Consider the following 14409-nt stretch of genomic DNA (forward strand, 5'->3'; position numbering starts at 1 on the left):
CTCCGCCGGGCGCACACTCAGGGAGGCGTCCCCCTAGTCACGGACCGCCACGCGCTCCGCTTCCGCCTCCTTCACGGTGGACTTGGCGACCACGAGGGTCTGCTGGTCGCGACGACCGCGCAGCCCCGGCAAGGTGATCAGCAGCCCGGCGAGGGCGACGAACGTCACCACGACCAGCCCGGGCCGGTAACTGTCCAGCACCGCCTGCGGGGTGGCGTGTACGGGGGCGTGTGCGGTCACCACGGCCGTGACGACGGCCAGGAAGATCGCGCCGCCCACCTGCACCGAGGTGTTCAACAGCCCCGAGACCATGCCCTGTTCGTGGTCCTCGACCCCGTTGGTGGCCTGGATGTTCAGTGAGGGGAAGACCAGTGCGCAGGCCGCGCCGATCAGCAGCATCGACGGCAGGATGACCGCCGCGTACCCCGGATCGAGGCTGACCCGCAGGAACAGCGCGTACCCGACGACCATCAGCGCGAAGCCCGTCGCGATCAGCCGCTGCGTGCCGAACCGGTCGACGATCGAACCGACCTTCGTCGAGGACACCGCCACCACCGCCCCGGCCGGCAGGAAGGCGAGAGCGGTGTGCAGCGCGGACCAGCCGAGCAGCGACTGCATGTACAGCGTGACGAGGAACTGGAAGCCGACGTACGACCCGAAGAACGCCATCGCGCCGAGCTGGGCGCGGATCTGGTTGCCGGAGCGCAGCACCCCGAGCCGGATCAACGGCCCCGCGGAGCGCCGCTCGACGTACACGAAGACGCTCAGCAGGACGGCAACCGCCAGGAAGGACAGGAGAGTTCGGGCCGAGGCCCACCCGGCCTCGGGAGCCTGCACGACGGTGAAGACCAGCAGCAGCATCGACGCGGTGCCGAGGACGGCGCCGGGGACGTCGTAGCCGTTGTGGTTCTTCTCGCGTTCGCTGCGCGGCAGCAGCTTCAGGCCGGCGAGCAGGGCGATCAGCGCGATGGGCGCGGGAAGCAGCATGGTGAGCCGCCAACTGGCCTCCGTGAGCAGGCCGGAGAGCACCAGGCCCATCGAGAAGCCGGTGGCCGCGCAGGTGGTGTAGATGGACAGGGCACGGTTGCGCAGCGGGCCCTCGGCGAAGGTCGTCGTGATGATCGACAGGCCGGCCGGTGCGGTGAAGGCGGCGCTGAGGCCCTTGATGAAGCGGCTGGCGATCAGCAGCGGACCCGAGTCGACGAGTCCGCCGAGCAGGGAGGCCACCGCGAAGACTCCCAGGGCGACCAGGAAGACCTGGCGTCGGCCGAGCAGGTCGGCGGTCCGGCCGCCGAGGAGGAGCAGCCCGCCGTATCCCAGGATGTAGCCGCTGACGATCCATTGGAGCGTCGAGGTGGAGAGGTCCAGTTCGGAGCCGATGGAGGGCAGGGCGACGCCGACCATCGACACGTCCAGCGCGTCCAGGAACATCGCGGCGCAGAGCACCAGCAGGGTGCCCCACAGCCGTGGGGTCCAACGTCCCTCGGACAAGGGAGGGGAGAGCGGAGTGGTCATGCCGCAGAGACTACATGCGCATGCATCGAATGCAAATGCATTTAATTACGATGCAACAAACCCACTTCTCTGCTACGGTGCCCTGTCATGGCGGCGAAGAAGGCCGAGCAGGCGCTCGTGGAACAGTGGCGGGAGATGCTGGCGCTGCACGCCCGCACGCAGTGCGAACTCGACCGCACCCTCCATCAACACGGCCTGTGCGGCAGCGACTTCGAGGTGCTGGACGTGCTGGCCGGTGACGCGTGCGCCTATCGCGTCCAGGAGATCTCCGAGCGCGTCCACCTCAGTCAGAGCGCCCTGTCTCGACTGATCGCCCGGCTGGAGAAGGACGGTCTAGTCGAGCGCGGCATGTGCGCGGAGGACCGCCGGGGCGTACGCGTGACCCTCACGGACAAGGGGCGTGATCTGCACGGCGAGGTACTCCCGCTGCAGCGCGCGGTGTTGACGAGGATGCTGTCCGGCTGACGGACCGTCAACTCCAGGTGATCGCCGACTTCTCCCGCCACAGCCCGGCGAGCGACATGTCACCGGTCACCCTCGGGAACGGCCCCCGGTTCCACAGTGCCCGGTACAACTGCCCCGCAGGACCGGCCAGTTCGCAGTCGGCATCCCCGGTGTCGTCCCGCTCGGCGGCGGGCGGTTCCTGGGACAGCCGTACGGTCCACACCGCGCTGTCCGTGTCCGTCGCCCGCACCCGCAGTACCCGGGGCTCCTCGCTGCGTACCCTGCTCTTGCGGCGAGCATGGAAGCCGCGCAGCAACTCGTCGATGCCGTCGGCCGCGAAGTCCGGGGCGATCTCGCCGGCCACCCCGCCGCGCGCCGCCTCGGCGTCCAGCCGGTGCACGGTCGTCTCGTGCGCCTGACGCCGCGCCCAGAAGGCGAGCGGTGACGGCGCCGGCAGGAAGTGCCAGCACTCCACGTCGGGCGGGGCGGCGGCGAGGGCGTCCACGAGGGAGCGGTGCCCGTCCCTGAACCAGGCCACCAGATCGGCGCCGTCGAGATCCGGCAGACCGCCGTCGGGGTGGTACTCGGCGTACCCCTCCGCCACGAACGCGGTCGCCCAGCGGTGCACCATCCCCGTGTGCCGGAGCAGATCCCGCACCCGCCACTCCGGACAGGTCGGCACCTCGGCGGCGACGCCCGCCTCCTCGGCGGCCGAGGCCAGCAGACCGCCCTCCCGGTCCAGGGTCCGTACGAACGCATCGGTGTCCATGGGGGCGAGTGTGCCGTACGGAAGGCGGGGGCGGGCGCTCCCGGGATCAGCCGGTGGCGAGTGCCTTGCGCAGCACGGCCACGGCCATGGTGATCGCGGCCTCGGCGGCCTGCGTCCCGCGCAGGGCGTTGAGCATCACGAAGTCGTGGATGATGCCCTGGAAGCGGACCGCGGTGACGGGGACCCCGGCCTCGCGGAGCTTGTTGGCGTAGGCCTCGCCCTCGTCGCGCAGGACGTCGGCCTCGCCGGTGATGACGAGGGCCGGGGGCAGTCCGGTGAGCTGCTCGGTGGTGGCGCGCAGCGGGGACGCGGTGATCTGGGCGCGTTCGGTCTCGTCGGTCGTGTACTGGTCCCAGAACCACTGCATGCCGTCGCGGCGCAGGAAGTAGCCCTCCGCGAACTGGTGGTAGGAGGCGGTGTCGAAGTTCGCGTCGGTCACCGGGTAGAACAACACCTGCTGGACCAGGGGGACATCGCCGCGTTCCTTGGCCATCAGGGTGAGCGCGGCGGTCATGTTGCCGCCCACCGAGTCGCCGACGACGGCGATACGGGTGGCGTCCAGGTCCTTGGTGGCGCCCTGCTGCACGACCCATTGGGCCACGGTGTAGTTCTGCTCGATGGCGACCGGGTAGCGGGCCTCGGGGGAGAGGTCGTACTCCGGGAAGACCACGGCGGCGTGCGCGCCGACCGCGAGTTCGCGCACCAGCCGGTCGTGGGTGTGGGCGTTGCCGAAGACCCAGCCCGCGCCGTGGATGTAGATGATCACGGGGAGCGTGCCGGTGGCGCCGGCCGGGCGGACGACACGGGCCCTGACCTGGCCGGTGGGGCCGCCGGGGACGGTGATCCACTCCTCGTCGACGGCGGGCTTGGCGATGTCGCCGGACTGGACCTCGTCGACCGCCTTGCGGCCCTCGGCCGGGGCGAGGTCGAAGAGGTAGGGCGGGTTCGCGGTCGCCTCGGCGAAGGCCTGCGCCGCGGGTTCGAGGACGGGGCGGGGTGCGGTGCTGTCGGTCATGACGGTCTCCTCACGAGCGGGTGCCGCGGACGGGCCCGGTGGGGTCCGGGGCCGGTGGTGCGGCACAAGGATGAGAGTAGCGTGCGATTAAGTCGCGCACAACTAAAGCGTGCTCGATAGGATCGACCGGACCTGAACGATAAGGTGGAGATTGCCCTGAAGAGCACCGGAGTACCGGAGCGAGGAGTCGCACCATGAGCCCAGCCGCCGCGGAACCGGCCGAGGGATCGCTGCTCCTCGACGACCAGCTGTGCTTCGCGCTGTACGCGGCCTCCCGCGCGGTGACCGCCCGCTACCGGCCGCTGCTCGACGAACTGGGCCTGACCTACCCGCAGTACCTCGTCATGCTCGTCCTCTGGGAGCAGGACTCGATCTCCGTACGGGAGTTGGGCGCCGCGCTCCAACTGGAATCCAGCACGCTCTCCCCGCTGCTGAAGCGGCTGGAGGCGAACGGACTGCTGCGCCGCGAACGCCGGCTCGACGACGAGCGCTCGGTCGCCATCCGGCTCACCGACACCGGCGCGCGGATGCGGGAGCGGGCCGCCGCCGTGCCCCCCAAGATCGGCGACGCGATGGGCCTGACCCCCGACCAGGACGCCCTCGCCAAGCAGCTCCTCCGGCTGATCACGGCCAACGTCGCCGCCGGCTGACCGGCCTCCCACCTGCGCGTTCATGCCCCGCGGAGCAGTGTGTCGTCGCCGCTGTTCAGCTTAGTTTGCAGGTCCAACGGCATCTCCAGGACCGGGTCCCCGGTATACGGTCCGAAGCGATTTCCCGAAACGAAATGGCTTACGTCAATGGAGATTCAAGCCGAACAACCACGTCAGCCTCCGGGCCACGGGACACGACTGACGGAGTCGGCACCGTCACCCCCGCCGTAGCCAGGCACGGAACGCCACGCGCAGTTCACACCCGGTCAATCCGCCCCGTACCGCCCCGTACGACGACGTTTAGAGGTGCCATGCCGACCCTGGTCTCCGAAGTCTCGCCTGCGTCCCCCCAACCGGACTCCTCGTCCCGCCACGTCACCGGCACGATCCTGCTGGCCTGCTTGGGAGTCTTCGTCTCCTACCTGCCGGTCGTCGGTGTGTCGGTGGCGCTTCCGGTGATCCAGCAGGCGCTGGACGCCTCCACCACCGGGCTCCAGTGGATCACCGACGCGTTCATCCTCCCGACCGCCGCCCTACTGCTGACCTGCGGTGTTATCGGTGACCTCTACGGCCGCAAGAAGATGTACCTGATCGGCCTGGCGCTGTCCTGCGTCGGCTGTCTCGTCGCCCTCACCGCGCACAGCGTCGTCCAGGTCTGCGTCGGCCAGGCCCTCACCGGGATCGGCACCGCCGCACTGCTCCCGGCCACCCTCGGCCTGATCAGCCACGTCTGTCCCGACCACCGCAAGCGGGCCGGCGCGATAGCCCTGTGGACCGCCGCCCTCGGCCTCGGCCTGACCCTGGGCCCCCTCTTCAACGGCCTGATCGTCGAACACACCGGCTGGCGCTGGATCTTCCTGCCCACCCTGGTCATCGGCGCCCTCACGGTCCTGGTCGGCGCCTTCGTCCTGGTCGACTCCCGCTCCGACCGCGAACGCCACCTCGACATCCCCGGCCAGCTCCTCGCGATCGTCGCCATCACCGGCATCGTCTACGGCGTCATCGAGGGCGGCGGCGCTCCGGGCTGGGGTTCGGCGGAGGTCGTGACCGCGTTCGTCGTGGCCGCCCTCGCACTTCCGGCCTTCGTGGTCGTCGAACTGCGCTCCCGCTGCCCGATGTTGGACATGCGTCTGTTCAAGTCCACGGCGTTCTCCGGGGCCGCGTTCGTCATGGCGCTCACCCTGTTCGCCCAGGTTGGTCTGGTCTTCTCGCTCAGCGAGTACTTCGGTCTCGTCCACCACGCCTCGACCTGGGACATCGGGGTGCGCCTGATCGCCCTCAACGGCTTCACCGTCGTCCTCGGCCCGGTCGTCGGCCGGCTGATGCACCGCTTCTCGCCCGGCCTCGTGCTGGTGACCGGCCTGCTCGTCGGCGGCATCGGGGCGCTCCTGGTCAACCTCTTCGACGCCACCACCGGCACCGGCGAAGCGGCCCTGGTCATCGCGGTGTTCGGCATCGGCATCGCGCTCGCGATGGCCCCGATCACCACCATCGCCATGAACAGCCTGCCCCGCCGCCTCGGCAGCACCGCGGGCGCCGCCAACAGCGCGCTCCGCCAGATCGGCAGCGCCCTGGGCCCGGCCATCTTCGGCGTCATCCTCACCAACCGCACCCTGGGCACCCTGCCCGGCCACGTCGCCGCGTCCGGCCTGAGCCCCGCCGACCAGGGCCAGGTCATCGGCACGGTGAACGGCGTCGGCATCCAGGCGGGCGCCTTCCTGCACCTCAACTCCGGCGAGGCGACCGGCCGGGCCCTGACCGCCTACGGCGCGAGCTTCACCGACGCGCTCCACACCTGCGCCCTCGTCGGCGGAGTCGGCATGCTGGTGGCAGCCGCCGTGGCCCTCGTCACGATCGGCGTCCGCGCCCGCGCCCCGCATGCGGAACCCGTTGTGGCCACCCAAACGGCCGCCGGGGCGACGGCCGTCGGCGAGACCGGCTGACCAACGACCGCTGTTCCAGGGGTGGTTGGTCATCGGCTACGACACCGAGGGTCAACCACCCCTGACGTACGGCCCGTTCAGGCCGAGGCACTGTCGCTCTCCACTGCGGGGGCGAGGAGATGACAGAGCGAGTCGGCCAACAGGCCCAGCGGGTCCGCGGTTTCCAAGGGCCACTCGACGGCGATCCAGGCGGAGAAGAACGACTCGGTCTGCAGTACGGCCATCAGCGCACGCTGCCGCGCCTCCGCGGGGTCCACGCCCCACCACCGCTCGTAGTCGCCGACCAGCATCCCGACATACCGCTCGTGCGCCTCGACGTACTGCGTCCGGCCGTCGCCCAGGCTGCGCAGTGCCGTCGGGGCCGCCGCGTTGGCGACACGACGGATGGGCGCCATCTCGCGCCAGCGGACCGCAGCCTCGTCGAGCCACGCCCGGATGTCCGCCGGCGTCCACCGGGGAAGGGCGGCCAGGTCGGCGTAGGCCTCGCCCATCAGGCCGTACAGGCGCTCCACCAGCGCGTCCACGATCTCGGCCTTGCCGGGGAAGTGGGCGTAGACCGTCACCCGGGTCACCCCCGCGGCCTGGGCGATGTCCTCCATCCGCGCTTCGAGAAAGGGCTTCTCGGTGAACACCGTGACGGCCGCTTCGAGCAGTCGGCGATGGGTGAGGATCTTCTGCTCTTCGCGCAGGTTCCTGCGGGGCGTCGGCTCCATCCGCCCAGTCTCTTGCATGACGCGACTATACGGCGGGTGGGGCGCGGTCCGTTTGGCGATGCTGCCCTGACCTGGTGCTTTGGTGAAGTCGACCGCTACGGCTTGTGGAAGGGTTTGTAGATCTGCCGCAGCGCCGACGCCGCCATGACCGACTGGCCGATGGCGTTGGGGTGCGCGGCCATGGTGTTCGGGCCGGGGGTCAGGGACTCGATCCACCGTTCGTCGCGGGGTCGGCACATGTCGTGGCCGATCGTCGGCGTGTAGGTGTCCGCGAAGGAGGTACCCGCCCCGGCGGCCTCCGCCTGACGCTCCAGCGCCCGGTTGGCCTTCTTCGTGGTGTCCCGCAGATAGGCGAAGTCGCCCTTGGCGAACGGGACTTCGGGGCAGGCGACGCCGTCGTCGGGGAAGAGCGCGGGATATCCGACGACGATCACCTTCGCGTGCGGGCTGCGCCGTCCGATGTCGGCGAGCACGTCGTGGACGCGCCCCTCCATGGTGGCGACTCGCTCCTCCAGTACGTCCTTGCCGTCCGCCGTGAAGTACCGCTCGCAGGGGCTGCCGTCCCGGTCGGAGGAGCCGAGGCGCGCGCAGGTGGCGAGCACGCTGGAGAAGCCGACGTCGTTGCCGCCCAGCGTCAGGGTGACGAGTCTCGTGTCGGGGGTGAGGGCGTCGATCTGGGGCGGGGTGCCGCCCCGGCTGTTCCAGAAGTCGGATGTGGTGGCGCCGCTGCAGGTGACGTCCTTGAAAGCGTGGCGCGCTCCGGTGACGGAACGGAACTTGGCGATCTGACCGGGGTAACTGCCGCTCGTACGGTCGCACTTGGCGTCCTTCACCCCGGCCAGCCCGGCACCCGAGGCGTAGGAGTCGCCGAGCGCGACGTAGGGGGATCCGCCGCGGGTGCCGACTGCCACCGGCACGGTTGAGATCGGGGTTGCCGTCGGCGCGCTCAACGTGAACGCGGCGGCCGAGGTGACCACAACTGCCGTGGCCGTACGGAGATTTCGCGACCGTCGGCCGGGGAAAGGGGGCAATCCGAATACGGGCACAACGCCTCCGCGCTCTCGGGGAATGGGATCGCCGCGGCGCGCTGCGCTGCCGGCGCCGCCGCGTACCGGAGAGCGGGCGGCCGGCTCCGTCGAGGGGCCGCGCGCTTTCTCGATGTGATCGAGGCTATGGCGGAGGTGGGGCGCCGTCCTCGTGCCGCGGGACGATCACCGGGTCCAACCGGAGATAGAGGGCTCCGTCGCGTCAGCTCGGTGTGGCCTGGAGATTGCGGGTGAGCAGTTCGACGGACTGGGGCACGCCGACTCCGCCGTCCCCCGTCTCCGGGAGCCGTCCGCCCGTCAGCTTGAGGTCGGTCAGAGCCTTGTCCATCGCCTCGTGCGCGGCGAAGAGACAGGGGGTGCTGTAGATCGCGACGTCCACGCCGAGTTCCGCCAACTCGCCCAGGGACAAGCGGGGGGAGCGGCCACCGGCGATCTGGTTGAACAGCAGCGGCTTGTCGCCGATGGAGTCGCGGATCCGGCGGATCGCGTCGACGTCACGCACTCCGTCCACCAGCACCACGTCGGCGTCGGTGGCGGCGAGCGCCTTGGCGCGCGTGAGGATCTCGGCCTCGTCGGTCGCGTCGGTCCGCGCGACCACGGTCAGGTCGGTGGTCCGGCAGGCCAGCACACGTTCGAGCTTGTCGAGGTACTCGTCGAGCGGGAGGAGCTGCTTGCCCGCCACATGACCGCACCGCCGCGGACGCTTCTGGTCCTCCAGGATCACCCCCGAGGCACCGGCCCGCTCCAGCCGACGTACGACATGACAGGCCACCTCCGGGTCGCCGTAGCCGTCGTCGATGTCCACGAGCAGGTGATGGCGGGGGAAGGCCCAGCGAAGCCGTTCCGTGAACGCCACGATGTCCGGCCACGCGATGAAACCGATGTCCGGCAGGCCGTAGAAGGACGCCGCGAATCCGAACCCGGAGACGAAGAGGCCGTCGTAGTGCTGGGCGGCGATCGACGCCGAGTACATGTCGTACACGCCGATCAGAGGAGTCGTGCCGGAAGCGGTGATCGCGCTGCGCAGTGCGCTGCCGTGAGGCATTGAACGGGTCCTCTTGTCTTTTGCGATGGTTGTGATGTGCGCTTACGCAACGAGCGTTATGTTTTTGGGGTTACGCGGGTGGCGGCGGGTACCCGCGGGTAGCTCGATCAAGGGAATTTGACGATTCCTCCACCGGGAATGGAAGGCGTCTGCGCCGCCGTGCATCGATGAATGGGGCGATGTCGGCGGCCGTCTCAAGGGAAAGGTCTCCGGATGGCCCGCGGCCCGTCACCAGGACGTTGTGGTCGTCGATGGTTGTCTGCAATTGCCAGGTCTGTGGACGATGCGCGTGTGGTTCCGGTCGGTGTCCCACGGTCCGTAAATGAGGGTTGCGGATTGCCAGGAGCCGTTTACTTCGTGATATTCGCCGAGAGCGCAGGGAATCTCCCGCCGGGAGGGCAGATGATAGAGGACCAGATGTTCCTCGCCGAATGCCCGCTTCGTTTTCCGGTACAGGCGCTCTTCCAGGTCGAGTGCGCGATCGACGGATCCATTGCGCCTCATGGCTGCGAGTCTGACAGTCGAACAGGCAGGGCGGTAGCGGCCGGTAGCGGCCGGTCGGTAAATGAGTGGCGTGCTGTTGCGGGCGCCGCGAGACTGCCTCGGTGACCCGTACCGTTCCGCCCCAACTGCTCCGGCCCCGGGCCCTGTTGCCCGGGGATCTCGTCGTCATCGCCGCGCTGTCCGGACCGCTGCACGCCGTCTACGGGCCCGACCTTGAGCAGGCGGTGGTCGTGCTGGAGCGGATGGGTTTCCGGGTGCGGCTGGCGCCCCTTCTGCGGGCAGGGCGGCAGCGTTGGTGGAGTGCGGCGCGGCCTGCGGAGATCGCCGAGGAGTTCAACGGCCTCCTGCGTGATCCCGAGGTGCGGGCGATCGTCGCGCACGACGGTGGTCAGACGGCGCTCGGTTATCTGGATTTGATCGACTTCGAGGCGGTCGCCGCCGATCCCAAGCCGGTCCTCGGCTACAGCGACATCTCGCTGCTGCACCTGGTGCTCTACGCGCGCACCGGCCTCGTCGGGTTTCACGCCGACCTGGCCACCCCGGGACTCGGCGGCCACTGGCAGAGAGCGTCGGCGGAGCGCCAAGTGGTGCTTGAGCGGCTCTACTTGAGGCTGCTGACCGGCGGCGAGGCGATCGGCGCGCTGCCGACCACCCCGTCCTGGGAGTGCTGGCGCGCCGGTCGCGCCGAAGGCCCGCTGATCGGCGGGGTGATTAATCGCATCGTGTTCGCGCAGGCGACGCCGTACGCCCTGCCGCTCGAACGGTTCGACGGCGCCGTGCTGTTCTGGGAGGAGCTGGGCGGCCAGGCGGCGCATGTGTGGAGCCTTCTGCATGTGCTGCGGCACTGCGGCATTCTCGATCGGATCTCCGGCATGGTCGTGGGCGTCCCGCACGAGATCGACGGGCTCGGGACGTCCGACGACGGGCTCCCGACTCTCCGGGACATAGTTCTCGATGTCCTTGGCGACCGTGACATCCCGGTCCTGGGCAACGTCGAGTTCGGGCATGCCGGGCCGAATCTGCCGATGCCGGTCGGCGTCCGTGCCCAACTGGACGCCGGGCAGCGGACGTTGTCGTTGCTCGAACCGACGGTCGTCGTTTCTCAGACCGATGTCGAGGCCGCCGTGAGGTCCGAGGGGTGACGTGCCAGCGGTGTCACCTCGATCGTCATGTCATGTAGGGGAACAGCGGTAGATCCCACAGGAGTTGGTGCAGCGCCTCGTTGTCGGCGACGTCGAAGACGCTGATGTTGGCGTACTGGCCGACGCACCGCCAGATGTACACCCACCGCCCCGACTTCTGCAGTTCCTGGCAGTAGGACTTCTCGCGGGCCACCAGGTCGGCGCGGATCTTGGAGGCGAGGTCGCGGGGGAGGGAGACCTGCGTGTGTACGGCGAACAGTACGGTGCGTCACGCCTTGTCGAGAACGAAGTCGTAGGTGACCTCCCGGCCGTTGCCGTCGGCCGGGATCTGGTACGGCGCCGGCTGGATGGTGCGGATCCGGAAGCCGCCCTGGTCGTCGGCGACGACCGTGCCAGGCAGGTTCCACTCGGGAGGCCGGGGGCGAACTGGGAGTACAGGCCGTCGTTGTCGGCGTGCCACATCTCGAGGGTGGCGCCGGGCAGAGGGGTGCCGTCGACGGAGCGGACCTGGCCCTGGAACAGCAGCGCGGTGCCGTCCTCGCCGTCCCTCATGGGGAGGGTCGAATCGGCGGGCAGGGCAGGCGAGTTGGGCACGTAGTAGGGGCCTTCGATGGTGCCCTTGCTGCCTTCGCGGCTCGCGCCCGCGACCTCCTCGTCGGCGTGCTCCAGCCATACGTCGAGGAAGAGCGGCCACTCGCCGTCCTCGCCGAACCGGATCAGCCAGGACTTCCGCGCGTCGTACTCGGCGTACGTCACCTCGTGGCGGCGGATGATGTGGTGGGCGGCGGTCAGCAGTTCGGCGACGAGGGTGTCTACGCGTTCGGTGTCGACGTCGGCCGCGTCCGTCCGCTGCTTGCTGCGGAACGGGAGGGCGTCGACGAACCGGGCTTCTGGCCCTGGCCCGACATGTACGCCAACGCCCTTGTGGTGACCGGCCGTTGGGGCGAGGCCGATGCCTTTCTCGGCCCACACGAGGAACTGGCCGCCCGTCGGGGGCGACGCTCCGCACAGGCCCGCCTCGGCCTCGCCCGGGGCCGGCTCGTCGCCGTGCATGGTGACATCGACGCGGCGCGCAAGGAGTTCGAGCTGGCCCTCGCCCACCTGGAACACCTGCCGTTCCCCTACGACCGGGCCCGGGTCGACTTCGCCTACGGTCAGACCCTGCGCCGGGCCGGCAAACGCCGGGAGGCCGACACCGTTCTGAAGAACGCCCGCGACGCCTACGCCACCCTCGGCGCCCGCACCTACGTGGAACACTGCGACCTGAACTGCAGGCGGGCGGTCTGCACACCGGCCGCCTCACCCTCGGCATGGTCCAACTCGCCCCGCAGGAACGGGCCGTGGCCCGGCTGGTCGCGGACGGGGCCACCAACCAGCAGGCGGCGCTGGAGCTGTTCATCTCGGTCAAGACCGTCCAGTACCACCTGACGCATGTCTACTCGAAGCTCGGCATCCGCTCCCGCAGTGAACTCGCCGCACAGTTCAGGGAGTTGCCGTCGAGCGATTGACGTCTTCAGTCCAACACGGCCCACGCGGCGACGAGTTCCGGGACGTAGACCGTCGCCTGGACCTCAGTGCAGGCGCGGGACATACGGGCGCGCAGGGTGTCGAGGTCCGCTTCCCGGGCGGTGGTGATTCCGCCGCGCTCCATCACCGGCAGGAGACTGCGCGCCGACTCGGCGATCAGGGTCACCGCGGCCGAGTCGGGTCCGCCGGTGGGCACGGCGACCGCCACCCGGGGCTCGGGCAGCCCTGAAAGCCGTAGCACATGGGCCAGTTGCTCACCCATGTCGGGGTTTCGGCCGCCTTCCCTGAGCGCTGCCGCGATCCACTCCACGGTCTGCGTCACCAGGGGGACGTGGGGGACGGCGCGCGTCCTTGAGATGTTGAAGTCCTGGAAGGTGATGACGCCACCGGGGCGCACCAACCGTGTCAGCTCTTTCACGACCGCTGCCGGGTCGTCGAGGTGGATCAGGATCAGCCTCCCCACCACGGCGTCGAAGGGCCCGGTGGTACGGAGGTCGGAGAGATCGTCCTGTTCGAAGGTGACGTTGTCGGCGGAGGACACCGCCGCGTTGGCGTGTGCGCGCTCCAGGACACCCGGTTCCATGTCGACGCCGAGGACCCGGCCGCTCGGGCCGACGATCCGCGCGGCGCAGAGCGACACCTCACCCGTACCGCAGCCGACGTCGAGGACACGCATTCCCTCCTTCAACCCCGCGGTCCTCAGCAGGTATTCGGTATGGCGGTCGTAGAGAGAGGCCTGTATTCCGAGCCTGTCCGCCTCCTCCGAGCTGTTTCCCATGACATAGGAACTCGGGTCCGTCTCGGCCATTCCTGATCCATTCCATCGTTTTATGGAATGCCGCCTGAACGCGGCACATCGTCAACTACGGAGTGTAGGAATCGGGCGGAGGGCGGTCTTCGGCGTGATCATGGAGTGATCGGGCGGTTCGCTGTGGATTCCACAGTCACAGTCAAAGTCAACTGGCGACGTCAGCCTGTGATGCCGACGACCGAGCGCAACAGGCCGTCGAAGCTGCGCGGGTCGGTGCCGGTGAGCTTGTGCCACTGGCCGAGCCGGTAGGCCACCGTGTTGGCGTGGATCCGGAGCGCGTCGGCGGTATGTGCGAGCGACAGCCCTGCGTCGGCGAACGCGAGGACGGTCTCGGCCAGTTGGGGCTGCTCGCCCGCGACCCGACGGATCTCGGTGAAGAGGGGGAGTAGCCGGTCCCGGCTGTCGACGAGGCTCGCCCGCAGCCAGGCGTCCTCGAACGACGTGGCACGGCCGCCCTGTTCGGCGACCACCAGGGCGCGTTCGGCGTCGCTGATGCTCATCTCCGCGCCGGCCAGCCCGGACCGGACGAGGCCGACGCCCACGAGAGCGTCGTCGCCGCCCAGTTTGGTCACGCGGCTGACGAGGTCGGCCGGGTCGCCCCGCTGGGTGATGGCGACCATCAGTTCACCGCTCAGACCGCAGGAGATCTTGCCGGCGAGCTGCTGTGCCGCGCGCTGCAACAGGCCGAGGCGTCCTTCCGCGGCCCACACGGCGGCCGTCGTGCACAGGGCCTGGAACTCGCCGTCCGGGTCGAAGCCCAGCTCACGGGCGATCTCGGCGGTGTGCTCGCGGGGCGCCCCACCGGTGCGGAGCAGCTCGAGGAAACGCTGGCGCAGACCGGCCTCACGGCCATACCGTGCCCCGGCCTCGTCCGCGTAGACGTCCGCGACGACACCGCTCATCGCCTGGACCCACAGCCACAGCGGCGCGACCAGCTCGATCGCGGTGTCCTCGGCCGCCGTACCGCGCGCCGCGTCCCGCAGTTCGTCCCACAGTCGGCGCGAGACGAGATGGAAGGTCGCGAGCACGTCCTGGACGGGCAGGCCGTAGTACGCCCTTCGGCGGGACGCGGTCTGCACCTCCAGCAGGTCCTCGGCCGTCGGTTCCACATCGAGGGCGAGGCCGCGCAGCACATAGCCGAGGCGCACCCGTACCGTCCGGCGCTGCTCGGCGAGCGGCATCGCCGCGTACGAGGGGATCTCGCGTCTGATGTCGTCGGTGAGCTCAAGGCTGAGTTCGTGAGCCGGGACCGCAGCGATTCGCAGAGCAGGCGCAGCGGATGTCC

General features: G+C 69.7%; 13 protein-coding genes and 2 pseudogenes. 5 read left to right on the plus strand and 10 right to left on the minus strand.

Annotated elements, in window-relative coordinates; genetic code table 11:
* Positions 1-33: 33 nt before the first annotated feature.
* On the minus strand, positions 34-1515 hold the full coding sequence (locus JHN45_RS03225) for an MFS transporter (RefSeq protein WP_201047912.1): 1482 nt from the start codon (positions 1513-1515) through the stop codon (positions 34-36).
* An 87-nt stretch (positions 1516-1602) separates the two neighbouring features.
* On the opposite strand from JHN45_RS03225, the gene JHN45_RS03230 reads away from it, so the two are divergent.
* Complete coding sequence (locus JHN45_RS03230; protein ID WP_200708667.1) at positions 1603-1980, plus strand: MarR family winged helix-turn-helix transcriptional regulator; 378 nt, start codon at positions 1603-1605, stop codon at positions 1978-1980.
* A gap of 7 nt (positions 1981-1987) precedes the next feature.
* Here the strand turns inward: JHN45_RS03230 and JHN45_RS03235 are convergent, their stop codons facing one another.
* Both JHN45_RS03235 and JHN45_RS03240 read right to left on the minus strand, forming a co-directional pair.
* Complete coding sequence (locus JHN45_RS03235) at positions 1988-2728, minus strand: maleylpyruvate isomerase family mycothiol-dependent enzyme (RefSeq protein ID WP_201047913.1); 741 nt, start codon at positions 2726-2728, stop codon at positions 1988-1990.
* A gap of 46 nt (positions 2729-2774) precedes the next feature.
* Positions 2775-3743: an alpha/beta hydrolase gene (locus JHN45_RS03240; RefSeq protein ID WP_201047914.1), complete on the minus strand. Its 969-nt coding sequence runs from the start codon at positions 3741-3743 to the stop codon at positions 2775-2777.
* Between the two features lie 194 nt (positions 3744-3937).
* On the opposite strand from JHN45_RS03240, the gene JHN45_RS03245 reads away from it, so the two are divergent.
* Together JHN45_RS03245 and JHN45_RS03250 are read left to right on the plus strand one after the other, a co-directional pair.
* Positions 3938-4393: a MarR family winged helix-turn-helix transcriptional regulator gene (locus tag JHN45_RS03245; RefSeq protein WP_201047915.1), complete on the plus strand. Its 456-nt coding sequence runs from the start codon at positions 3938-3940 to the stop codon at positions 4391-4393.
* Between the two features lie 311 nt (positions 4394-4704).
* Positions 4705-6336 carry an MFS transporter gene (locus JHN45_RS03250; protein WP_201047916.1) on the plus strand — a complete coding sequence of 544 codons (1632 nt, stop codon included), beginning with the start codon at positions 4705-4707 and terminating at the stop codon, positions 6334-6336.
* 77 nt (positions 6337-6413) lie between these two features.
* Here JHN45_RS03250 and JHN45_RS03255 read toward each other — a convergent pair whose 3' ends face one another.
* From JHN45_RS03255 to JHN45_RS03265, 3 genes are all read right to left on the minus strand, one after another.
* Positions 6414-7067, minus strand: coding sequence for a TetR/AcrR family transcriptional regulator (locus JHN45_RS03255; RefSeq protein WP_236583262.1), 654 nt, complete (start codon positions 7065-7067; stop codon positions 6414-6416).
* A gap of 77 nt (positions 7068-7144) precedes the next feature.
* The gene (locus tag JHN45_RS03260; RefSeq protein ID WP_307783028.1) at positions 7145-7966 is read right to left on the minus strand and encodes an SGNH/GDSL hydrolase family protein; all 822 of its coding nucleotides are present in this window, start codon (positions 7964-7966) and stop codon (positions 7145-7147) included.
* Between the two features lie 331 nt (positions 7967-8297).
* Positions 8298-9140: an oxaloacetate decarboxylase gene (locus JHN45_RS03265; protein WP_201047918.1), complete on the minus strand. Its 843-nt coding sequence runs from the start codon at positions 9138-9140 to the stop codon at positions 8298-8300.
* A 605-nt stretch (positions 9141-9745) separates the two neighbouring features.
* On the opposite strand from JHN45_RS03265, the gene JHN45_RS03270 reads away from it, so the two are divergent.
* A complete protein-coding gene (locus JHN45_RS03270) occupies positions 9746-10786 on the plus strand; it encodes an LD-carboxypeptidase (RefSeq protein ID WP_201047919.1) in 1041 nt (346 codons plus the stop codon).
* Here JHN45_RS03270 and JHN45_RS03275 read toward each other — a convergent pair.
* A pseudogene (locus JHN45_RS03275) lies at positions 10747-11045 on the minus strand (muconolactone Delta-isomerase family protein). The gene JHN45_RS03270 and the pseudogene JHN45_RS03275 sit on opposite strands and share 40 nt — an antisense overlap.
* A gap of 9 nt (positions 11046-11054) precedes the next feature.
* Positions 11055-11839, minus strand: a pseudogene (locus JHN45_RS03280) (dioxygenase).
* 257 nt (positions 11840-12096) lie between these two features.
* On the opposite strand from JHN45_RS03280, the gene JHN45_RS52745 reads away from it, so the two are divergent.
* Positions 12097-12294, plus strand: coding sequence for a helix-turn-helix transcriptional regulator (locus JHN45_RS52745; RefSeq protein ID WP_374195585.1), 198 nt, complete (start codon positions 12097-12099; stop codon positions 12292-12294).
* Between the two features lie 5 nt (positions 12295-12299).
* Here JHN45_RS52745 and JHN45_RS03290 read toward each other — a convergent pair whose 3' ends face one another.
* Complete coding sequence (locus tag JHN45_RS03290; RefSeq protein ID WP_201047920.1) at positions 12300-13121, minus strand: class I SAM-dependent methyltransferase; 822 nt, start codon at positions 13119-13121, stop codon at positions 12300-12302.
* A 161-nt stretch (positions 13122-13282) separates the two neighbouring features.
* Positions 13283-14305, minus strand: coding sequence for a CdaR family transcriptional regulator (locus tag JHN45_RS03295; RefSeq protein WP_201047921.1), 1023 nt, complete (start codon positions 14303-14305; stop codon positions 13283-13285).
* Positions 14306-14409 lie beyond the last annotated feature (104 nt).

This window comes from Streptomyces sp. MBT53 (genome assembly GCF_016654115.1).
Taxonomy (GTDB): domain Bacteria; phylum Actinomycetota; class Actinomycetes; order Streptomycetales; family Streptomycetaceae; genus Streptomyces.